Annotated in this window: 21 protein-coding genes; 11 read left to right on the plus strand and 10 right to left on the minus strand. The window is 62.2% G+C overall.

Going from position 1 to position 20,225, the window contains the following annotated elements:
• The first annotated feature begins 24 nt into the window (after positions 1–24).
• The 6 genes from EN949_RS03410 (at position 25) to EN949_RS03435 (ending at position 5,444) form a co-directional block, all read left to right on the plus strand.
• Positions 25–960: a type II secretion system F family protein gene (locus tag EN949_RS03410; protein ID WP_245459103.1), complete on the plus strand. Its 936-nt coding sequence runs from the start codon at positions 25–27 to the stop codon at positions 958–960.
• An 18-nt stretch (positions 961–978) separates the two neighbouring features.
• Positions 979–1,929 (plus strand): type II secretion system F family protein, encoded by a 951-nt coding sequence (locus tag EN949_RS03415; protein ID WP_127366104.1) that lies wholly within the window; start codon positions 979–981, stop codon positions 1,927–1,929.
• A gap of 53 nt (positions 1,930–1,982) precedes the next feature.
• On the plus strand, positions 1,983–2,525 hold the full coding sequence (locus EN949_RS03420; protein WP_024502281.1) for a tetratricopeptide repeat protein: 543 nt from the start codon (positions 1,983–1,985) through the stop codon (positions 2,523–2,525).
• Position 2,526: 1 nt separating this feature from the next.
• On the plus strand, positions 2,527–3,066 hold the full coding sequence (locus EN949_RS03425; RefSeq protein WP_127366105.1) for a prepilin peptidase: 540 nt from the start codon (positions 2,527–2,529) through the stop codon (positions 3,064–3,066).
• Between the two features lie 287 nt (positions 3,067–3,353).
• Positions 3,354–4,031, plus strand: a complete 678-nt coding sequence (locus EN949_RS03430; RefSeq protein ID WP_127366106.1) for an isoprenylcysteine carboxylmethyltransferase family protein — start codon at positions 3,354–3,356, stop codon at positions 4,029–4,031.
• A gap of 270 nt (positions 4,032–4,301) precedes the next feature.
• On the plus strand, positions 4,302–5,444 hold the full coding sequence (locus tag EN949_RS03435) for a hypothetical protein (protein WP_127366107.1): 1,143 nt from the start codon (positions 4,302–4,304) through the stop codon (positions 5,442–5,444).
• A gap of 19 nt (positions 5,445–5,463) precedes the next feature.
• On the opposite strand, the gene EN949_RS03440 is transcribed toward EN949_RS03435, so the two are convergent.
• The 6 genes from EN949_RS03440 to EN949_RS03465 all read right to left on the minus strand — a co-directional run bounded on the left by EN949_RS03440 (position 5,464) and on the right by EN949_RS03465 (position 12,114).
• Positions 5,464–6,411, minus strand: a complete 948-nt coding sequence (locus EN949_RS03440; RefSeq protein ID WP_164754812.1) for a nucleoside hydrolase — start codon at positions 6,409–6,411, stop codon at positions 5,464–5,466.
• Positions 6,408–7,421, minus strand: a complete 1,014-nt coding sequence (locus EN949_RS03445; protein WP_127366108.1) for a nucleoside hydrolase — start codon at positions 7,419–7,421, stop codon at positions 6,408–6,410. The genes EN949_RS03440 and EN949_RS03445 overlap by 4 nt, the downstream gene beginning before the upstream one ends.
• Before the next feature lie 11 nt (positions 7,422–7,432).
• Positions 7,433–8,419 carry an ABC transporter permease gene (locus tag EN949_RS03450; RefSeq protein WP_013530293.1) on the minus strand — a complete coding sequence of 329 codons (987 nt, stop codon included), beginning with the start codon at positions 8,417–8,419 and terminating at the stop codon, positions 7,433–7,435.
• On the minus strand, positions 8,407–9,447 hold the full coding sequence (locus tag EN949_RS03455; protein WP_127366109.1) for an ABC transporter permease: 1,041 nt from the start codon (positions 9,445–9,447) through the stop codon (positions 8,407–8,409). Before EN949_RS03455 ends, EN949_RS03450 begins: the two co-directional genes overlap by 13 nt.
• Positions 9,444–11,021, minus strand: a complete 1,578-nt coding sequence (locus EN949_RS03460) for an ABC transporter ATP-binding protein (protein ID WP_127370769.1) — start codon at positions 11,019–11,021, stop codon at positions 9,444–9,446. The genes EN949_RS03455 and EN949_RS03460 overlap by 4 nt, the downstream gene beginning before the upstream one ends.
• An 88-nt stretch (positions 11,022–11,109) precedes the next feature.
• Positions 11,110–12,114, minus strand: a complete 1,005-nt coding sequence (locus EN949_RS03465; RefSeq protein WP_013530296.1) for a BMP family ABC transporter substrate-binding protein — start codon at positions 12,112–12,114, stop codon at positions 11,110–11,112.
• A gap of 253 nt (positions 12,115–12,367) precedes the next feature.
• On the opposite strand from EN949_RS03465, the gene EN949_RS03470 reads away from it, so the two are divergent.
• Together EN949_RS03470 and EN949_RS03475 are read left to right on the plus strand one after the other, a co-directional pair.
• Positions 12,368–12,952, plus strand: a complete 585-nt coding sequence (locus EN949_RS03470) for an amino acid synthesis family protein (RefSeq protein ID WP_013530297.1) — start codon at positions 12,368–12,370, stop codon at positions 12,950–12,952.
• On the plus strand, positions 12,949–13,533 hold the full coding sequence (locus EN949_RS03475; protein WP_127370768.1) for an amino acid synthesis family protein: 585 nt from the start codon (positions 12,949–12,951) through the stop codon (positions 13,531–13,533). The genes EN949_RS03470 and EN949_RS03475 overlap by 4 nt, the downstream gene beginning before the upstream one ends.
• 3 nt (positions 13,534–13,536) lie before the next feature.
• Here EN949_RS03475 and EN949_RS03480 read toward each other — a convergent pair whose 3' ends face one another.
• From EN949_RS03480 to EN949_RS03490, 3 genes are read right to left on the minus strand one after another with little or no spacing between them, the layout of a single operon-like run.
• Positions 13,537–14,730: an amidohydrolase family protein gene (locus EN949_RS03480; RefSeq protein WP_127366563.1), complete on the minus strand. Its 1,194-nt coding sequence runs from the start codon at positions 14,728–14,730 to the stop codon at positions 13,537–13,539.
• 44 nt (positions 14,731–14,774) lie between these two features.
• Positions 14,775–15,326, minus strand: a complete 552-nt coding sequence (locus EN949_RS03485) for a MarR family winged helix-turn-helix transcriptional regulator (protein ID WP_024502291.1) — start codon at positions 15,324–15,326, stop codon at positions 14,775–14,777.
• Between the two features lie 48 nt (positions 15,327–15,374).
• Positions 15,375–16,019: an isochorismatase family cysteine hydrolase gene (locus tag EN949_RS03490; RefSeq protein WP_063173769.1), complete on the minus strand. Its 645-nt coding sequence runs from the start codon at positions 16,017–16,019 to the stop codon at positions 15,375–15,377.
• A 232-nt stretch (positions 16,020–16,251) separates the two neighbouring features.
• Between EN949_RS03490 and EN949_RS03495 the strand changes: the two genes are divergently transcribed.
• The gene (locus EN949_RS03495; RefSeq protein WP_024502293.1) at positions 16,252–17,106 is read left to right on the plus strand and encodes an NAD(P)-dependent oxidoreductase; all 855 of its coding nucleotides are present in this window, start codon (positions 16,252–16,254) and stop codon (positions 17,104–17,106) included.
• Positions 17,103–17,909: an SDR family NAD(P)-dependent oxidoreductase gene (locus EN949_RS03500; protein ID WP_024502294.1), complete on the plus strand. Its 807-nt coding sequence runs from the start codon at positions 17,103–17,105 to the stop codon at positions 17,907–17,909. Before EN949_RS03495 ends, EN949_RS03500 begins: the two co-directional genes overlap by 4 nt.
• Before the next feature lie 107 nt (positions 17,910–18,016).
• Here the strand turns inward: EN949_RS03500 and EN949_RS03505 are convergent, their stop codons facing one another.
• Positions 18,017–18,802 carry an SDR family oxidoreductase gene (locus tag EN949_RS03505; protein ID WP_127366562.1) on the minus strand — a complete coding sequence of 262 codons (786 nt, stop codon included), beginning with the start codon at positions 18,800–18,802 and terminating at the stop codon, positions 18,017–18,019.
• A gap of 99 nt (positions 18,803–18,901) precedes the next feature.
• Between EN949_RS03505 and uxuA the strand changes: the two genes are divergently transcribed.
• Positions 18,902–20,086 carry a mannonate dehydratase gene (gene uxuA, locus EN949_RS03510; RefSeq protein WP_127366561.1) on the plus strand — a complete coding sequence of 395 codons (1,185 nt, stop codon included), beginning with the start codon at positions 18,902–18,904 and terminating at the stop codon, positions 20,084–20,086.
• Positions 20,087–20,225 lie beyond the last annotated feature (139 nt).

Genomic DNA, 20,225 nt, shown 5'->3' on the forward strand with positions numbered 1-20,225 from the left:
CAAGCTCTGCTCTACTTCATCTACATGCTGGCGGCAGCTTCCCTCATTCTCGCCGGCGAAGCCTTTTATCTTTCATTTGCCGGCCGCCGCTCCCGGTCCGTGGCGGTCAATCGCCGATTGAAGCGGCTCGCTGGCGACGTCTCGGCGGAACAAACCTTACAGGGATTGCTGCGGGAGCGTGGCCTCACCGACTCCGGCGATTTTCTCTTTGGGATGGTCTGGTTGAACAGGCTCTATACCCAATCCGGCATCACTGGAAACCCACTGACCTTCGCCGCAACGTTCCTGTTTGCGGGGCTGGCGATGGCATTGCTGCTGGCGTTCCTCCTCAATTTCTCCATCTTGGCGTCACTCATTATCTTTCTGGTCGTCGGGCTCGTCTTGCCGCTTCTCGTTCTCCGGCGTGCGCGCAACAAACGAATCCTGAAGTTTGCCAAACAGCTGCCGGATGCGCTCGACATGATCGTACGTTCGCTGCGCGCCGGACACCCGGCTTCGGTCGCCATTGGTCTGGTCGCGCGCGAAATGCCCGATCCGCTAGGAACCGAGTTCGGCATCGTCTCCGATGAGATAACCTTTGGTCTCAGCATCGAGCAGGCTGTGCGAAAGCTTTCGCAGCGCGTCGGCTTCGAGGGGCTTCAGCTATTGTCGGTGTCGCTGTCGATCCAGGCGAAGACGGGCGGCAATTTGACCGAAATTCTGGCCAATCTTTCTTCGGTCCTGCGTGAACGGCAGAAGCTGCGCATGAAGATCAGGGCGCTTTCGGCCGAAGGTCGTGTCTCAGCTTGGATCATCTCCTTGTTTCCTGTTGTGATGTTCCTGATACTTCAACTCATTGCCCCGGCCTATTACGGCACTGTCTGGGGCAGCCCGCTCATTCTTCCGGTGTTCCTGATCTTCGGGCTGTGGGCGCTGCTTGGCGACTTCATCATGTACCGGATGGTCACTTTCGATTTTTGAGTGGAGCGACGAAAGAAATTGTTTTCGAACATTCAGGACCTGGGCTTCTTGGTGTCTATTGCCGTCTTTGTGGCGGCGGTGTCCCTCTTCCTGTTCGGTGCGCTTGTCTTCCTCCCGGCTCTGCAGACGCGAAAGCTCGTCGCGCAGAGCCTGATGGGCGAAGGAATTACGGACCGCCGATCGATGCTCGGACAAGACCAGCTTGCCAAGCTTTCGGCGCAACGGCCGGTCGATGCATACTTCAAGGCGATCGAAAAGGAGCGCGATGAGCCGAATGCTTTGGAGGCGAAGCTCTTTCGTGCCGGCTTTTACAAATCAAGCGCACCGCTGGTTTATACCCTGTCCCGTCTGGTTGCAGTCTGCATTGGGTTTTTGGCCATCTATGCACTGCTGTCGTGGGTCCTTCCACCAGAACTGCCCGGTTTCATAACCTTTGCCGGCTCTGCTTTGTTCGGCCTCGCCTGCATCGTGATTCCCGCCATTCTGCTCGACCGCTTCGAGAACAGCCAAAAACAGGTCTATCGGCGGGCTTTCCCCGACTTCATGGACATGATGATTACCTGTGCCGATGCCGGCATGAGCCTGGAGGCGGCGGTCGAGCGCGTCAGTCATGAAATGGCTGCCACCCACAAATGGCTGGGAATACAGCTGTCGATCATGAATCTGCAACTACGCGCCGGCAAGCCGTTGCGGGAAGCACTACGGGAACTCTCGGATCGCATCGGTCTTGAGGAGGCGCGGGCACTTGCCGTGCTGTTCCGGCAATCGGAAGAACTTGGCACCAGCCTTACTGATGCCTTGCGTGTTTATAGTGCCGAAATGCGTGGGCAAAGAATCCTGAGTGCGGAAGAACGCGCCAATTCTCTGCCCGTCAAGATGATGATCCCGCTGGGCCTCTGCATCTTTCCGGTCGTTATGATGGTCATCATGTTGCCGGTCATCATTCGCATGAAGGGCATTTTCTTCTAGTTTGGTATATGATTTGGTCCTAATGTGAGTCGGGGACCCTAGGGGACACATTTATGAAGAGGGTTATCGCGGCCGCGGCCTGTCTGCTCATGGCGGTGCTTGCCGGTTGCCAGACGGCGGACACAACCGACGGTGTCGTGCGCACCAACGAGCCGTCGAAGGGCGACGTGACGTCTTTTGGCGATGCTTTCGACGGGCTGAAAACGGTCAGCGACGTCGAGTATTACGCCTCCGACCAGGCCGTCGCGGAGGCCAAGAACCAGTTCCGCGCCGAAAATTACGGCAATGCCGGCGCGCTGTTCTTCAAGGCGACGCAACTGGCGCCCAATGACGGCAACGCCTGGATGGGGCTGGCCGCCTGCACCGACCGGATCCACCGCTTCGACCTGTCCGACCGGGCCTATGCCAGGGCCTTCAAGCTGGGCGGCGCGACGCCCGAATATTACAACAATGTCGGCTATTCCTATCTACTGCGCGGCAAGTTGCAGGATGCCCGCTCGAACTTCCTCAAGGCTTACGAACTGGCGCCCAACGACCCGACCGTCGCCAACAATCTGAAGCTGCTGTCGTCCAGCGTGCAGAATATCGAGCGCTAGCATGCTGCTCGTCGAAGCACTGCTGCTGAAGGTGCTCGCAATCCCTCTGCTGGCAAGGATTGCCTGGGTCGATTTTACCACCCAGAAGATTTCCAATCGCGACGTGCTGCTGCTGCTTTGCCTGGGCGCGGGGGGCTTGCTGCTGCTGTCGCTCCAGTCCGGGTCGTGGTGGGACATGGGACTGAGCGCCGGTGCAGGGCTTCTGTTGTTCGTCGCGTTCTTGCCGTTCTGGGCCTTGCGCAAGATCGGCGCCGGCGATGTCAAGCTGATAGCAGTCGTACCCTTCCTGGTCGGCGGCAGCGGTCTCGCGGTGTTTTCGGTGCTGCTTCTGGTTTTCGCCTTGGCCACCGCGGCGATCGTGAAAAACCCCTTCCTGCTGCCCGCAGGTGCTTTTCGGCTCATCGTCCAGCATCTGGACCGCAAGGGCGTGGTGCCGTTCGGCGTGCCGATCTCGCTGGCCGCGATTTGTACGCTGGCGTTCCTGATCTACAAAAGTTTGGTGCTGGCGAGCGGTTCCGGGATCCTGAATCAGCTTAACTGAACGGCGGCAGCCCGATCTGCTATGCGAAGCGCGGGCCACGCCGCCGCATTCAGAGGCAACGCCAACCAAAACGCAAACGTTGCGCTGTGAGGATCAAGCGCGATCATGGTGGTGGCTGAAATCACAATTGAGATCGGCGCCAGGACACGAAGCACGGGAAGAAGGTTCGGCATTCGGCCACGATAGGCCGGACGGGTTAATCAAAAGTTCAGACGGCCTAGCCGTTGCCTCTTTCTTGTCGGGCGTGGAAGCGATGTTTCAATGACTGCTTAGGTAAGGGGGTGAAAATGTTGAGCGAGGATTTTTTTGGTCGTATAGCCATCATCTTTGTCATGACGGTTTTGGTGACATCCGGTGCGATACCTCTGTTCCTCTATTTCCGGCAGGGTACCTCGGCAGGTTCGCTCGCAGTCGTCACTCAACTGGCGTCAACCGCGTTTCTGTTGTTGCAGCTTGTGATGACAATCATCCGCCTACCGCCGAAGGGAACTGCGCAGGGAATTGAACCGAGGATAACCTCAGTAGCTGGAACATTTATGGTCCTGCTCGCACTAACCCTGACACCGGCATTGAAAAATGAGGCGGTGCAAGTGACGGCGCTCGGCTTGGTTTTGATCGGTACGGCCAGTTCGATTTTCTGTCTCTATTGGCTGGGCCGTTCCTTCTCTCTCATGGCGACAGCTCGTCGCCTTGTTACTACCGGCCCGTACTCGATCGTTCGGCATCCGCTCTACATCTGCGAGGCGGTATTCGTTCTCGGGATGATCCTTTCGCACTTTTCAATGCTGATGGTGGGACTGGGTGCGTTTCAGTTCTTTTTGCAGTATAGACGCGCGAGAAATGAAGAGTCTATCCTTGAGAAAACCTTCCCAAAGTACGGCGATTACGCTCGGCGCGTCCCCATGATATTACCGGGGTTCCTTGGTGGGGCCATACCAGACCCTGGGGCCAACAGTCAGGACTAGCCCTGTTGGTTTCGCCCGTGCAAATACTTCGTTTCGTTGCCGCGCTGATGGTCGTATATGTCCACGCTGCGCAGACTGCCGTTGAGGTCACCGGATCTAATGGTTTGTTGCCTCATGATTTTCAGGTGGTCGGCTACGCAGGGCTGACGGCTTGGGTCACTGGCGCAAATCAGCACCATGGACAAAAATGTACCATAGCTGAGTGCAGGGAGTCAAGAAAAAATTCCTATCAGGTTGATGGCTAGATAACAATCACAGGGAGAAGGCAGCATGGCACTTCACCTTTCGGCGGATGCTCCGGTCTCGGTCGCGGCGCCTCCACAGAAATACCTGTTTGGTCCGTTCATCGATTTTTTCATGCTCGGCGGGAGCGCGTTCCTGATCCTGCCGATCCTGTATTTCGTGCCGCTCAAATATGAGGGCGTCGTGGCGCTGGCGGCGTTCTTGCTGTCGCATCTCATCAACCAGCCGCACTTTGCCCATTCCTACCAGATTTTCTATCGCAATTTCGCACGCAAGGTGCGCGGTGACGGATACGACAGGAATCTCCAGATACGCTACATCATCGCGGGCATTGCCGTCCCAATGATCATGGTCGCTTTCTTCGCCTATGGCTCCGTAACCGGCAACGCCCGCCTGCTGGGATATGCCACCAACGCGATGGGCTTTTTCGTCGGCTGGCACTACGTCAAGCAAGGCTATGGCATGCTGATTGTGGACGCGGTGCTGAAGCGCAAATTCTTCAGCGATCAGGACAAGAAAGTGCTGCTGTTCAACGGTTATGCCGTGTGGCTGTTCGCCTGGCTCCAGACAAACGTGGTGATCACCGAAAGGCAGTACTGGGGCCTGGACTACTACACATTCGCTGTCCCGCCCTGGCTCCTCAACATCGCGCTCGCGGTCGCCGCTGCCTCCTCGGCGGCCACCGCCGTGATGTTCGTCAATCGCTGGCGCAAACATGGCGGCGCGCTGCCGTATAACGGCGTCGTCGCTTACGTCGTGTCGCTCTATGCCTGGATTCTGTTCGTGGCCCTAAATCCGCTTTGGCTGCTCGTGGTGCCGGCGCTCCATTCGTTGCAGTATCTGGCGGTCGTCTGGCGTTACCAGACCAATGTCGAGCGCGACCGCGCGGATGCCGTCAAGGATCCGGAATTCAGGGTGCTGTCCATTCTTGGGCCGATGTACAGGCTGCGGGTGCTGATATTCATCATCGCCGGCACAATTCTCGGTGCTCTCGGTTTCTGGCTCGTGCCGATGGCGCTGAGTGCCCTGGTTCCCTACGACAAACAGGTGCTCGGCTCGTCGCTTTTCCTCTTCATCGCGTGGATATTCATCAACGTGCACCATTACTTCCTGGACAATGTGATGTGGCGTCGCGGCAACCCGGAAGTCTCGAAATATCTGTTCCGCTAACCCTCAGTCCGTTGGATGTTCAGTCCCGCAGGAGATCGAACATCAGCTTGAAGAAGCGGTCCGCGTCGACCTCATGGGCGATGCGGGCATTGTCCTTTTCACCGCGCTCGCCCCAGTAGTCGGCGATGGTCGCGCCGAAGGCGTAGGTGCCGGACAGATCGACGCCGATATGGGCAGGGCGCGTGCGCACCAATGTCGGGTCGATGGCCAGCGCCAGCGCCAGCGGATCGTGCATGGCGCCGCCGACGCCCATCGAGTTGCGGTGCAGCTTCTCGTAGAACAGCAGCCAGTCGTTGACGAGCCGGCCGAGCGGCGTGTCGATGGTGGCGAGTTCGGCATATTGCGGCGCCTCGATCAGCACCTGCATGGTGACGTCGAGGCCGACCATCAGGATCGGCACGCCGCTGTCCAGCACGATCTTCAGCGCTTCGGGATCGCAGAACGCGTTGAATTCGGTCGGCGTGATGATCTCGCTCTTGCGGTAGAACACGCCGCCCATCCAGATCAGTTCCTTGATCTTGGGCAGCACGTCGCGATGCTTGAGGATCATCAGGCCGATATTGCTGAGCGGGCCGGTGGCAACGACCAGGATCGGTTCGGGCCCGGCGCGCAGCCTGTCGGCCAGGAAATCGACGGCATGCTGGTCAACCGGCTTGATCGTCGCCTGCGGCAGGTAGGGCGAGCCCTCGAGCCCGCTCGGGCCATCGGCGGTGCCGAGCACCAGCGGGCGCGCCAGCGGACGGTGGCAGCCCTGCGCGACAGGCACGTCGCCGGCGCCGATATACTCCAGGATGCGCAAGGCATTGGCGGTCGTCTTCTCGACCTCCGCATTGCCGCAGGTCGTGGTGACGCCGATGAGTTCGATGGCCGGCGAGCGATGCGCCATGACCAGCGCGATGGCGTCGTCGTGGCCGGGGTCGCAGTCGAACAGGATAGGAGTTGGCTTGGTCATCATGTCGTCTTTCACGCCGCCCGCTCGTAGCGCGCTATGGTTTTCTTGAAGCCGTCGAGGAAACGCCGGCCGTCCAGGCCGGTGCAGATGCGGGTGGTTTTCGGCCCGCCGCCGGGCAGCAATTGCCGGCCGCGATAAGCGACGGTCTGGCCGCGCGCCAGCCTGCCGTCGAGCACGACGTCGGCGAACAGCGGCTCGGTCATCGTCGCCAGGCCGGGATCGAAAGCCAGCGCCACGGTGATCACGTCATCCATCGGGAACCCGACGAGGTCGAAGAATTCGCGCCAGATGTCGATGTAGATCGGGAAGCTGTCGGCGATCATCTCAAGGACGGGATTGTCCCTGGCGACGGCCTGCATGTCGGCGATGTCGTCGCGCGTCAGCATCGAGTCGGCGACGCGGTTGTCCTCGCAGATGTCGAGGGGGACGAGGATCTTCTCGACATCGGCGTTGAGCACGATGCGCGAAGCCTCCGGATCGGCCCAGATGTTGTACTCCGACAGGGGTGTGATGTTGCCCGGCGTCTGGAAATTGCCACCGAGCACGATCAGCCGCTTGAGTGCACCGGTCAATCGCGGCTCCTGCAACAGCGCCATCGCCGCGTTGGTCAGCGGGCCGGTCGTCACCAGCGTGATCTCGCCCGGATTGGGCATGACCGTCTCGATTATGAAATCGACCGCATGTCCCGACGTGGCCTGCCGCACCGGCGTCGGCGCCGGCGGGTTGAACTTCTTCAGGCGATCGCCGAAGCGGGCGACGAGCCGTTTTTCGAAATGCACCGGCGCCTCCATGTCGGCCTTGGCGTTGCCGACGATCGGCCGCCACGCACCGGCGTGAACCGGGATGTCGTCACGCCCGGCGAGCGTCAGCGTGTTGAGGACGACGTTGGTGACCTGTTCGATCGGGCCGGCCGCACCGGTCACGGTGGTGACACCCTCGAGCCGGAGTTTGGGATTGACCGCTGCAAACAGCACGGCGAGAATATCGTCGCCGGCTGAATCCACGTCGAGGATTATGCGTTCCATAAAGGCTTCCTTCACTGGGGATTTTTGCCGCCGGGTTCGGTGTTCCTGTCTACCGACAGCAGTTTCCGCATCGATTCCAGCGTCTCCGCGATGATCCTCGGGCGCGCCCGGTAGGACAGCGCGAACAATGCGATCAGCGCGACGACATAGGGGACGGTGAGAACCAGGTAGGACGGATAGCCAAACGTCTGCAGGCGCAACGAAAAGGCATCGGCGAAGCCGAACAGCAGGCAGCCGGCCAGCACCTTCAGCGGATCGCCGTTGGAAAAGATCAGGATCGCCACCGCCATGAAACCACGGCCCGACGACATGTTTTCGGTGAACATGGTGATGTAGCCGAGGGACAGATGCGCGCCGGCGAGGCCCGCCAGCAATCCGCACAGCAGGGATGCGATGTAGCGGACGCGGGTGATCGAGATGCCAAGCGCCTCGGCGGCTTCCGGCTTTTCGCCGACGACGCGGATATAGAGGCCGAGCCGCGTCCTGTTGTAGCAGACGACCAGCAGCGGCACGGCGATGAAGGCGGCATAGACGAGCGGCGTGAAGCCGGAGATCAGCGGCGCCCAGGAGCCGAGAAGGTCGCGGGCGCCGGGCAGCTGGACTTTCGGCAGGCCGACGATGCCGTGACCGACGATCGAACCGCGCGTGCCGAAGATCGCTTTCATCAGCGAGATCGTCATGCCGCCGGCCAGGATGTTGAGCGCCAGCCCGACGACCACTTCATTGGCCTTGAAGCTCACCACCAGGACAGCAAAAACCAGGGCGAAGACGAGCGCCGCCGCAACGCCGCAGGCGACGCCCGCCAGTGCGGAACCGGTCCAGATCGAACCGAGGACGGCGAAGAAGGCGCCGACCAGCATCTGCCCCTCGAGGCCGATGTTGAAGATGCCGGCCTTGGTGGTGAACGAGCCGCCAAGCGCGACCAGAAGGATGGGCGCGGTGGTGCGAAGCGTCGCCGCGATCAGCGCGACGTTGATGAGCTTGTCTAGAATTTCCATCGCCGCTCCCCTGCCTGGCTGTCGCCGCGCTTTCTCACCAGCACCTGGGCCGACACGCTGAGGATGATCAGCGCCTGGATCACGGTGATGATCTCGCGCGACGCGCTGGTGTCGACCTCGAGCAGCAGCGATCCGTTGCGCAGGGCGCCGAAGAACAGTGCGGTGAAGATGGTGGCGACCGGCGAGCCATTGGCAAGCAGGGCGGCGATCAGCCCGTCGAAGCCGAAACCGGGGGCAAATCCTTCCATGAAGCGGTGATGGACGCCGAGCGTCTCGACGCCGCCGGCCAGCCCGCCGACGGCCCCTGAAAGCAGCAGGACCAGGAAACCCTGCCGTTTCACGTTGACGCCGCCATATTCGGCGAATTTCGGCGCCGAACCGACCATCGTGACGCCGTAACCCCATCTGGTGTAGCGGAAGACAAAGGCCGCGCCGACCGCCAGCACCAGGCCAATGACCAGGCCCCAGTTCAACCGCGAGAAGGCGAAGATCTCCGGCAGATAGGATGTCGCCAGGATCGGCGGCGTCTCCGACCAGCCGCCCGGCCGCTTGAACAGGAAGATGGTGAAGTAGGATGTGAGCAGCACCGCCACGTAGTTCGACAGGATCGTCGAGACGACCTCGTTGGTGTTGTAGCGGGCGCGGAAATAGGCGGGGATGGCGACCCAGGCCGCGCCTGCCACGACCGCCAGCGCCAGTGCTGCCAGCGTGTGGATGCCCGCGGGCAGGGGCATGGCAAAGCCGACCCAGGCGGCGGCGAAGCCGCCGAGGAACAGCTGGCCCTCGATGCCGACGTTGAACATGCCGCCGCGCAAGCCGATGCAGGCAGCGACACCGCAGATCAGGATCGGCGTCGTCTGCAGCAAGGTCCCGGCAATCTTCTCCTGATCGCCGAAGGCGCCGCGCAACAGTGTCATGAACACACGCACCGGGCTTTCGCCGACCATGAGGATGATGATCGCGCCCATCAGCAGTGCCACGCCGATGGCGATGACCTGGCCGGAAACGGCATGCAAATGGTCTCTCATGATGCGGTCTCCGCGGCGAATTCCGGCGCGGCCACGCCTGCCATCATCATGCCGATGCGCTCCTCGTCGGCGTCATCGCCAGAGACCTCGCCCATGATCCGCCCGTTGAACATTACCAGGATGCGGTCGGCAAGGGCGGCCAGTTCGTCGAGTTGCACGGAAATCAGCAGGATCGCGCGGCCGGCGGCACGCTGGCGCATGATCTCGTCATGAATGGCCTCCTGGGCGCCGATGTCGACGCCGCGCGTCGGCTGGTCGATCAGCAGGAAATCGGCGCCATTGGTGAATTCGCGTGCCAGAACGACCTTCTGGATGTTTCCGCCCGAAAGCCGCTTGACCGCATCGCTCGGTCCGCGCGCGCGAATATCGAAGCTCTTGATCAGCGTTTCGGCGTTTTGATTTATGGCATTCCAGTTGAGCATGCCGCCACGACTCCATGGTGCGCGATGCTGGCGGCCCATCAGGGTGTTGGCCGCTATCGAAGCGTTGCGATCGACCCCGCGTACCATGCGGTCGCCTGGAACATGGGCGAGGCCTGCCTGGCGGATCGCGGCGGGCGAGAGATCGGTGAGATTCTGGCCCTTCAGCCAGGCCCCGCCATGGCTTGCCGGCCGCAGGCCCGAAAGCACTTCCGCCAGCTCCGTCTGTCCATTGCCGGCCACACCCGCGATTCCCACCACCTCGCCGGAGCGGACCGTGAAACTGGCATCGCGAAGAGCCGGCAGCAGGCGATCGTCGCGCGCCCACAGATCCTTCACTTCGAGCACTACGTCGCCGTGCAGCGAAGCGCGCGGCCGGCGGTCGAAGCTCACTTCGCGGCCGACCATCATGTGCACCAACTCGTCCTTGCTGAGCTCGGCCGTCGGCCGGGTCGCCACCTTCCTGCCGTTGCGCAGCACCGTCACCGTGTCGGACACTTCCATCACCTCTTCCAGGTGGTGCGAAATGAAGATCACCGTCATGCCTTCGGCCACGAAGCTGCGCAGCGTCTGGAACAGTTCACGGCTCTCCTGCGGCGTCAGCACGGCGGTCGGTTCATCGAGGATGATGGTGCGCGCGCCGCGCACCAGGACCTTCAGGATTTCGATGCGCTGTTCTATGCCGACCGAGAGCAACCCGACGCGCTCGGTCGGATCGACCTGCAGGCCGAAGCGCTTCGACAGGTCGCGCGTTCGCGCCACCTGCGCAGCGTGGTCGATCAGTCCATGGCGACGGATTTCCATGCCGAGAAAGACGTTGTCGGCAACCGAGAGCGAGGGAACCAGCTTGAAATGCTGGTGAACCATGCCGAGGCCGGCCTTTATCGCCATGGACGGGTCGGCGATCACGATCTTTTCACCGTTCAGCCGGATCGAGCCTTCGTCCGGCTGCAAGAGGCCGAACAGGATGTTCATCAGCGTCGTCTTGCCGGCACCGTTCTCGCCGATGATGGCGTGGATCTCGCCGCGGCGGACCGCAAGATCGATGCCGTCATTGGCGACGAATGCGCCAAAACGCTTGGTGATGCCAGTCAACTCGACGGCCATCGCGGCATTGCTGTGGAGGGTCGGCGACCCCGGCGTGTTCGACAACATGGCTCTCGCAGATTGGACACTGATCCGCCGCGGCAAGCCGCGGCGGATCAGTCTAGCGCTTTCTTGGGAGGGAGGCGCTGGTGTTGGCTTATTTCGCCTTGGCGATCACGATCTTGCCGTCGACGATGCCCTTTTTGATCTCGTCGAGCTTGGCGGTCATCTCTGCCGGGATCTTGGCGGCGATGTCATCGCAGACCTTGACCTCGACACCGCCCGAGGCGAGGTCGAAAGTGCGGGTGCCGGCGGTGATCTTGCGGCCCTCGACCTCGTCCTTGATCAGCGTATAGACGGCGATGTCGCCGCGCTTCAGCATGCTGGCGAGCACATTTCCGGGGGCCGAGCCGCACATGTCGATGTCGACGCCGATCGAATATTTGTCGACCGCGGCACTTGCCTGCATCACGCCTTCACCCGTCGGGCCGGCGACGTTGTAGACAATGTCGGAGCCTTGGCCGTAAAGCGCCTGGGCAAGTTCGCTTCCCTTGGCCGGGTCGTCGAAGGTTCCGGCGAAGACGGAGTTCACCTTGACGTCGGGCGCGGCATATTTGGCGCCTTGCTCGTAGCCGCCCAGGAAGTTGCGGATCACCGGGATATCGCGGCCGCCGACAAAGCCGATGGCCTTGCCGTCGCCGATCTTGTCGAAGGCGGTGCCCTTGGCTTCGATCATGCCGGCAAGCGCGCCGGCGACGAAGGATCCCTGCTCCTCGGCGAAATTGGCGTAGATCATCTTGGGGTTGTCGAGGACGCCATCGATGAACACGAAGCGTTGGTCAGGATATTCGGCGCTGACCTTTTGCAGCGAGTCCACCAGCTCCCAGCCCATCACGAAGATCAGGTCGTACTGTTTGCCCTTGGCAAGATTCTCGAACTGCTGCTGGTAGTCGAGCGCGCGATTGCCGGTGTCGACCAGCTTGAGATCGATGCCGAAATCGGTCTTGGCCTTGTTGAGGCCGTTGACGATCGAAACGCCAAAACCCTGTGCAAAGTATCCCGAGATGGCGGCCACGGAAACCTTGGCCTGTGCGGCGGCCGGTCCGAACGAAATGGCAAGCATCGTGCCGGCCAGGAATAAACTCTTGAGCGCCCTTTTCATGTCATTCCCCTTCAGCTTTTTTCAGCTTTTGAAGCCACGCTTTGACCATCCCCCACACATCGCCGGGACAACGGCGAGTTCGTTGATGGTCATATGAGTTTAGGAGCGGCTTAACAGGCTGTCAATCGTCATCCGATGCAGTTTTCTTGGCCCTTCACCCGCTTGCTCGACGTCTGTGCTTGACAAATGTCGATAGGCATAATTGTTGATACTCTAACGAGTTTTATGAACGACGGGATGAAGGAAGCGAACAATGCCGGCTGTGGTGGTCAGGAAATTTCTGGTTCAGATCGAAGAGATATTCCATGAGGGCGGACCCCACGCGGCACGCCCGCTCAAGCGAGGCGCGATCGTCGCGGTCATCGCCAACCCTTTTGCCGGACGCTATGTCGAAGAGATCACCGGCTTCATGGAAGACCTGAAGCCGCTCGGTCTCGATATGGCTCGGCGCCTGATCGACGCCATTGGTGAGGGCGGCCAGGCCATCGAAGGTTATGGCAAGGGTGCCATAGTCGGCGCCGCCGGCGAGCTTGAACATGGCGCGCTCTGGCACAATCCGGGCGGCTACGCGATGCGCGAACTGCTCGGCAATGCCAAGGCGATCGTGCCTTCGACCAAGAAAGTCGGCGGCCCCGGAACGCGCATCGACATCCCGATCACGCACATAAACGCCTCCTATGTGCGCAGCCATTTCGATGCGATCGAGATCGGCATTGCCGATGCGCCGCGCAGCGACGAAATGGCGGTCATCCTGGCGATGACCACCGGCGGACGCGTCCATGCACGGGTCGGCGGCCTTGCCGCCGCCGACATCAAGGGCGAGGACGGATTGCGATGAGCCCGGAAATCCGCCGTATCATCACCATCGTCGAGGAAACCCGGATCGAAGGCGGGCGGCCCGTCGATCCGCCGACGCGGCGTGCCGCAGCCATTGCGGTCATCCGCAACCCCTATGCGGGTACCTACGTCGAGGATCTGTCGGCACTCAGCGCCATCGGCGAAGCGTTGGGAGATATCTTGCCCAGGCGCGCCGTCGCTGCTCTGGGCATTGCCGGCAACCGGGTCGAGAGCTTCGGCAAGGCGGCCGCCGTCGGCGCCGATGGCGAGCTCGAACATGCCGCCGCCATCCTTCATCCAAAGCTCGGCGCCCCGTTCCGCGACGTGCTCGGCAAGGGCGCCGCGCTCATTCCCTCATCGAAGAAGCGCGGCGGCCTCGGTGTGCCGCTCGATATTCCGCTCGGCCACAAGGACGCGGCGCGGGTGCGCAGCCATTTCGACGGTATGGAAGTTCGTATTCCCGACGCACCGCGTGCCGACGAGATCGTCGTCGCTATCGCCGTCACCGATTCCGGCAGGCCGCACCCGCGCGTCGGCGGGCTGACCAAGGACAAGATTGTCGGGATTGACGGCGTCGGCTGACCGTCAGGCCGCCAGGACTTCCGGCACCCGCATCGCGGGCGGGGTGTTGCGGCTCCGGCCGGTCCGCACCACGCCGTCGATGACGACCATTCCAATGCCTGGAAGATTGCCGAGCGCCACGCTGTCGAGCAGCCCGTCGCCGGCGCCGCCGATCGCCTGATCCATGAAGATCAGGTCGGCGGCGCGACCGACCTCGATGATGCCGCGATCATCCAGTCCGCGCACGCGCACCGTGTTGCCGCTGGCAAAACAGAACGCCACTTCCGGCGCGATACCACCAAGCGAAGCCAGCATGGTCAGGGTCCGCAGGATACCGAGCGGCTGCACGCCGGATCCGGCCGGGCTGTCCGTGCCCAGGATGACGCGCGAAAGTTCGCCGCGCTGCCTTGCCAGGTCGAGCACGAACAGTCCGGTGCGCAGATTGCCGTTGTGGACGATCTCAAGCGCCCTCGAACCCTTCTCGCAGATCTGCCGTATTTCCGCGTCGGGCAGGGCGGTTGGCCCGCCATTGACGTGGGCGACGATGTCGGCGTCGACCTCCAGCACGACATCCGCGCCGATACGGCCGGAACCGGGCAGTGACGGACCGCCCGTGTGGGTCATCGAGGTCATGCCGTATTTGCGCGCCCAGGCGATCATCTGCCGGCCGGTCGGACCGTCCTTGACGCCGCCAAGTCCGACCTCGCCGACAAGTGTCACGCCGGCCTCGGCGAGACTGCGGAAGTCTTCCTCGGTAAGGCCGGGTTCCAGGATCGGTGCCCCGGCCAGGATCTTCATGCCGTTCGGACGGAAGTTGGAGAAGGTGCGCTGCGCCGCGATCGCCAACGCCTTCAGCCCGACAAGATCGCGCGGTCGGCCCGGTGTGTGGACCTCGCCAGCCGAAATGATCGTGGTGACGCCGCCATGCACGGTCGAATCCATCCAGCCGATCTGGTTCTGCCGTGGCGTCCAGTCGCCGGCCACTGGATGGGCGTGGTTGTCGATAAGCCCTGGTGTGACCGCGCAGCCCATCGCATCGATGATTGTTGTCGCATTGCCGCTGTCGACGTTATCCGCCTTGCCAATGCCTGATATGCGCCCGTCGGTCACGACGATGGTGTCGGCGTCGATGATCGGTTGTGCGAGATCGCCGCTCAGCATGAGACCGATATTGCGGACGACGAGCGTGTTGGCAGACGACTGGAGGTCGGACGACATCGGTTCTCACTTTTGCTGTTATGGAAAAAAGGACTGGACGCGGCTTATTTGCCGCCGTCGCCATTCGTTGGGTCGTCGTCATTGATGCGCTGGAGCAGGCGAAGCAGCGTCGCCTGCTCAGCCGGGGAGAGCGGCGACAGGAACCGCCGCCCGACCTCGACGCTGCGTTCGAGCCGCTCCAGCGTATAGTCGGTTCCTTTGCTGGTCAGCGCGATCATCGTCAGGCGTTGGTCGGTTTCGGAGGCGCTGCGCGTGATCAGCCCGTGTTTGAGCAGTTTGCGCATGACGATGCTGATGGTCGACGGGTCCATCGCCGTCAGCCGGCCGAGATGGTTCTGCGAGACTTCGCCATGTTTGAGGATCGTGGCGAGCGCCGCGAATTGCGTTGGCGAAAGGTCTTCACCGGCCATGACCTGCTGGAAGCGCAGTGTCGCGCGCTGATGCGCCCGGCGGATGACGTGCGCCGGGTGACGGTCCAGTTCATAGCCGGTCTCGGCGTATTGCTGCAGCACTTGCTCGCGGCTCGGGGGTGCATCGCCGCTCGGCGTTTTCGAGGTCGCGCCTTTTTCGGATTGCGGTTTCTTTTCAGTCGTCACACCGGACTCCTATCGCCGCTGTCTCGGATGTCGCCGGTTTGGAAAAGCTCAAGCCGCGACCTCCGCTGGTTGAAGCGACGTCCCGTCGCGGAGGGCTGCGACGACATCAGCCGAATCGCTGACCACGCCGAAATGGGTCGCTATGTCGTAGAGCGAGCTTTCCTGCTCGCGTGGTCCCGTTGCCGCGCAGCAATCGCTTGGCACCACCACCTCATAGCCCTGGAAAAAGGCATCATGGACGGTCGAGCGCACGCAGATGTTGGTGACCACGCCGAAAATGACCAACTGATCGACCTGCATGTCTTTCAGCGTCAGGTCCAGGTCGGTTTGAAAGAAGGCCGAGTAGCGCCGCTTGATGACATGGATCTCATCATCGCGGGCGCCGAGATCCTCGATGATCTCCGGCCCCCAGCTTCCATCCAGGCAATGCGGTGTGCGCTTCAGCCATTCGCGCTCGCGTCGCATGCCCGGCCGGTGGCTGTCATGGACCCAGATCACCGGCACGCCGGCGGCGCGCGCGGCCTCGATCACGGCCAGTTGCGGCGCGACCAGCGTCTCGTACCCAGGCAGGACCATGGCCCCGCCGGGCTTGCAGAACTCATTGACCATATCGATGACGATAACGGCTGCACGGCGTGGATCGAGGCGCACCGCATCATCGTGCCGATGTGAGGAAAAACTGTCCACGGACATGGCGAGCTCCTTTGACCGATCGTTGATGCTCATACAAAAAACCCTAGTGGATGCCAAGTCAATCCCGTTCGACGCAAAGCGTGCTGGTCGGCCTTGCGCACCGCGCTCCGACAAGCGTATGCGCTATTTGCCCATCGCGAAATGGCCTTGACAACGCTTGTCAGGCATGTGCTCGATTTGTATGACCATCAATGATATTCAAGCCGCTGAATTGCGGAGCCGAGGCCGAGATATGAAAACCATCGTCACCGGAGCCAGCGGCCTGCTTGGCCGCCATGTGGCCGAGGCTCTGGTTGCGGCCGGCCACGATGTGCTTGGTGTCGATGCCGTGGTGCCGGGTGAGGTCGCATGGCGCCACGCAACCGCCGATTTGACCGATCTGGGATCGACACTGCAGCTGGTGCGCGATTGCGATGCCGTTGTGCATGTCGCGGCCATTCCGCGGCCGACCGGCCGGGCCGGCGGCGAGGTGTTCAAGACCAACATCGCGACCGCCTACAATGTGGTCGAGGCAGCCGCCATGGCCGGCGCTAGGCGCTTCATCTATGCCTCATCCTTCAGCGTTTTCGGCTATCCCTTTTTCGAAAAACCTGTGCGGCCGCCCTATCTGCCGGTCGACCTGGACCACCCGGTCGGCGCGCAGGATCCGTACGGCCTGTCGAAATGGCTGGGCGAGGAAATCGTCGACGCGGCAGTGCGCCGCGGCGCCTTTTCGGCGGTCAGTATCCGCATGCCGTGGATCCAGACGCCGGGTTCATTTTTCGAGGGCGTCGGGCCGCGCCGCGCCACGGCCGACAGTGCCCGCGACCTGTGGGCCTATCTCGACGCGCGCGACGCCGGGCAGGGCTTCCTGCGGGCGCTTGAATGGCAAGGCGACGGCCATCTGCGCGTCCTGCTCAGCGCCGCCGACACCTTCATGGAAGAGGAAACCGAAGCGCTCGTGCGCCGGGTCTATCCCGATGTCGCTCTATCGCGGCCGATCGCCGGCTTTGGCGCCGTGCTCGACACGGTCCATGCGCGCGAAACGATCGGCTTCGAACCACAATATTCATGGCGTTCCTATCCAAAGCCGGAGACCGGGGGATGAAACGATTCGACCAGAAGAAGATCCTTGTCACTGGCGGCGCCGGCGCGATCGGCGGCGCGGCGGTGCGGCGTTTCCTTGACGAAGGCGCGCGCGTCGCCATTGTCGATCGCAATGGCGCGGCGGCGCAGCAACTGGCTCGCTCACTGGGTGAAAACGCCATTGCCATCGAAGCCGACGTCACCGATGAAGCGGATGTGCGGCGCGCCGTCGAGGCGACCGTCGAGACGTTCGGCGGCCTCGACGTGGTGTTCAACAATGCCGGCATTTCCGGCGTCGTCGCTCCCGTTCACGACCTGCCGGTCGAGGACTGGGATACGACCATCCGTATCAATCTGCGCGGTATCTTCCTCGTCCTGCAGGCATCGCTTCGGGCGATGATCAAGGCGGGGACAGGTGGCTCGATCGTCAACATGGGCTCATCCATGGCCGGTTGGGACGTCCTTTCGGGCGGTGCCGGCTATGTCGCTTCCAAACACGGCGTGGTCGGCCTGACGCGGGTTGCGGCGCTCGATGCCGCGCCCTACGGCATACGCGTCAATGCCATTTGCCCCGGCGTGATCGAGACGACGCTTGGCGTGCCGGCTTCCGGTGACGGCGAATTCAAGAGCAGCGTCCAGCATTTCGCCGACCGCATTCCATTGCGCCGCATCGGCCAGCCGGACGATGTCGCGGCCGCCGTGGCTTTCCTGGCCTCGGACGAGGCGAGGCACGTCACAGGCGTGGATTGGCTGATCGACGGCGGCCAGACCTTGCAGAGCTGGGCCAACGCCCCTGATGGCGGTGCGTTTCCGAAATTTCGCTAAAGCTCAATTTCGCTGCTCGATTTGCTTGAGCATTGATCTGCAAGAATTCGGCAAACCAATTGTCGGATGCCGGCCGCTCCCGCTAAAGGCCAGGCCCCATTCGCGATCTACTTCACGCCGATGCCGGCGGTCAGGCCGCCATCGATCTTGTAGTCCGCGCCAGTGCAGAATCCGGCCTTCGACGAACACAGGAAAGCGATAAGTTCGGCCACCTCCTCCGGCTCGCCGATGCGCCCGATGGGGTGCGCTTCGCCGAAGCGCTTGTAGGCGGCCTCGACATCGGCGTCCGTGCCGTCCTCGCCGCGGGCGGCCTTCTCCAGGATCGGAGTGCGGATCGAGCCGGGGCTGACGGAATTGACGCGGATGCCGGAGCGCGCATGGTCCAGGGCCAGGGCACGCGTCAGCGTGTGGATGGCGCCCTTGGTGGTGGCATAGGCGGCGACGTTTTGCTGGCAGGCAAAGCCCTGCACCGAAGCGACGTTGACGATGGCGCCGCCGCCCCTGCGGACCATTTCCGGGATGCCGAAATGCGCGGTCAGATAGATCGACCCGACATTGACCGACATCGCCTTGTTCCAGGTCTCGAAATCGGTGCTGACGGCGGTTCCGTACGGATGCACCGCCGCCGAATTGACGACGATATCGAGGCCGCCGAACCGCTCCACGCCGGCCGCGACCGCGTCGCGAACCTGATCGGGCACGGAGACGTCGGCGCCTATCACCAGCGCCCCGGCTCCGGAGCTTTCCAGTTCCGCTTTCAACGCAGCGTTGGCCGCGCGGTCGATGCCGCAGGCGATGATCGCAGCGCCCCCTGCAGCGAGGCGTCTGGCGGTTGCGAGGCCAATCCCGGTCGTCCCCGTCACCAAGGCAACCTTGCCGTCGAAATCCTTCATTGGGAAAACTCCTTCATTCGCTGTCCGAAACCGGTTCCTAGTTTGACACCCATTGTGGTCCAACAATAGGTTGCCATCCTCTCGCAGAAGGAAGCGGCAATGGAACAGTGCTGGCGCTGGTATGGACCAAACGACCCGGTAACGCTCGATCATGTCAGGCAGGCCGGTGCGACCGGCGTGGTGAGCGCCTTGCACGATATCTATGACGGGCGCGCCTGGCCGCTCGAGAGCATTCTGGAGCGCAAGCGTGTCATCGAGGCTGCCGGCCTGACATGGTCGGTGGTCGAGAGCATTCCGGTCCACAACTCCTTCAAGATCGGCGCGCCGGAACGCGAGCGCTACGCCGGCTACTATCGCGACTCAATCCGCGCGCTCGCCAAGGCCGGCATTGCGACGGTCTGCTACAATTTCATGCCGGTGGTCGACTGGACCCGCACGGATCTCACCTATCGGCTGCCGACGACGGGCTATGCGCTGCGTTTCGACGCCATCGATTTCGCAGCCTACGACCTGTTCGTGCTGAAGCGCGTCAATGCCGAAGCCGGCTATACCGCTGCCCGTATCGCCGAAGCGGAAGCGCGGCTGAAGGAATTGAGCAGCGAAGCGATCGACAGGATCGAACGCAACCTGATCGCCGGCCTGCCGGCGACCGAGCGCAGCTATGACAGGGACAGTTTTCGCGAGGCCCTGGCGGACTACGATGCGATCGGACCAAAGGAGCTGCGCCAAAACCTTGCCTGGTTCCTGCGCGAGATCATTCCGGTGGCCGAAGAGGAGGGGGTGCGCATGTGCATCCATCCCGACGACCCGCCCTTCTCGCTCTATGGCTTGCCACGCATCGTTTCGACAGCCGAGGATGCGCGTTTCATCCTTAACGCCGTCGACAGCCCCGCCAACGGCCTGACGTTCTGCACCGGCTCTTATGGCACGCGCGCCGACAATGACATCGTCGCCATGGTCAAGGAATTCGCCGACCGCATCCACTTTGTCCACCTCCGCAACATCACCATCGAGGATGACGGCTCGTTCTACGAAGCCGAGCATCTCGAAGGCGGCACCGACATGGCGCATGTTATCCTCGCTCTGATGCAGGAAGAGGCGCGCCGTCGCAGGGAAGGCCGTGCCGACTGGCGCATTCCGATGCGACCAGACCATGGCCATCTGCTTGCCGACGACATCGGCAAGACCAGGATCAACCCCGGCTATTCGCTGATCGGCCGGCTGAAGGGCCTCGCCGAGCTGCGCGGCATCATGCGCGCCATCGAGCGGTTCGAGCTGGCTTGAAGCCGTCTTGCCGGTCGGCTGGCGGGATTTACAGACGATCACGCGCGATTGCGCTTCCGCTGCGACTTATACGCTGTCGCACTGGAAAGTGCGGTCCACGAGAGGCATGGCGGGTAAAGCACTTGTCGGGAAATTATTT

This window comes from Mesorhizobium sp. M7A.F.Ca.US.007.01.2.1 (genome assembly GCF_003998165.1).
Classification (GTDB): domain Bacteria; phylum Pseudomonadota; class Alphaproteobacteria; order Rhizobiales; family Rhizobiaceae; genus Mesorhizobium; species Mesorhizobium ciceri.

Bases quoted from the DNA above. Each gene is read 5' to 3' on its own strand.
- EN949_RS03435 (WP_127366107.1), top strand. From the start codon at position 4,302: ATGGCACTTCACCTTTCGGCGGATGCTCCGGTCTCGGTCGCGGCGCCT.
- EN949_RS03420 (WP_024502281.1), top strand. From the start codon at position 1,983: ATGAAGAGGGTTATCGCGGCCGCGGCCTGTCTGCTCATGGCGGTGCTT.
- EN949_RS03455 (WP_127366109.1), bottom strand. From the start codon at position 9,447: ATGAGAGACCATTTGCATGCCGTTTCCGGCCAGGTCATCGCCATCGGC.
- EN949_RS03495 (WP_024502293.1), top strand. From the start codon at position 16,252: ATGAAAACCATCGTCACCGGAGCCAGCGGCCTGCTTGGCCGCCATGTG.
- EN949_RS03505 (WP_127366562.1), bottom strand. From the start codon at position 18,802: ATGAAGGATTTCGACGGCAAGGTTGCCTTGGTGACGGGGACGACCGGG.
- uxuA (WP_127366561.1), top strand. From the start codon at position 18,902: ATGGAACAGTGCTGGCGCTGGTATGGACCAAACGACCCGGTAACGCTC.
- EN949_RS03500 (WP_024502294.1), top strand. From the start codon at position 17,103: ATGAAACGATTCGACCAGAAGAAGATCCTTGTCACTGGCGGCGCCGGC.
- EN949_RS03430 (WP_127366106.1), top strand. From the start codon at position 3,354: ATGTTGAGCGAGGATTTTTTTGGTCGTATAGCCATCATCTTTGTCATG.
- EN949_RS03490 (WP_063173769.1), bottom strand. From the start codon at position 16,019: ATGTCCGTGGACAGTTTTTCCTCACATCGGCACGATGATGCGGTGCGC.
- EN949_RS03465 (WP_013530296.1), bottom strand. From the start codon at position 12,114: ATGAAAAGGGCGCTCAAGAGTTTATTCCTGGCCGGCACGATGCTTGCC.
- EN949_RS03450 (WP_013530293.1), bottom strand. From the start codon at position 8,419: ATGGAAATTCTAGACAAGCTCATCAACGTCGCGCTGATCGCGGCGACG.
- EN949_RS03410 (WP_245459103.1), top strand. From the start codon at position 25: ATGCTGGCGGCAGCTTCCCTCATTCTCGCCGGCGAAGCCTTTTATCTT.
- EN949_RS03470 (WP_013530297.1), top strand. From the start codon at position 12,368: ATGCCGGCTGTGGTGGTCAGGAAATTTCTGGTTCAGATCGAAGAGATA.
- EN949_RS03425 (WP_127366105.1), top strand. From the start codon at position 2,527: ATGCTGCTCGTCGAAGCACTGCTGCTGAAGGTGCTCGCAATCCCTCTG.
- EN949_RS03480 (WP_127366563.1), bottom strand. From the start codon at position 14,730: ATGTCGTCCGACCTCCAGTCGTCTGCCAACACGCTCGTCGTCCGCAAT.
- EN949_RS03460 (WP_127370769.1), bottom strand. From the start codon at position 11,021: ATGTTGTCGAACACGCCGGGGTCGCCGACCCTCCACAGCAATGCCGCG.
- EN949_RS03475 (WP_127370768.1), top strand. From the start codon at position 12,949: ATGAGCCCGGAAATCCGCCGTATCATCACCATCGTCGAGGAAACCCGG.
- EN949_RS03445 (WP_127366108.1), bottom strand. From the start codon at position 7,421: ATGGAACGCATAATCCTCGACGTGGATTCAGCCGGCGACGATATTCTC.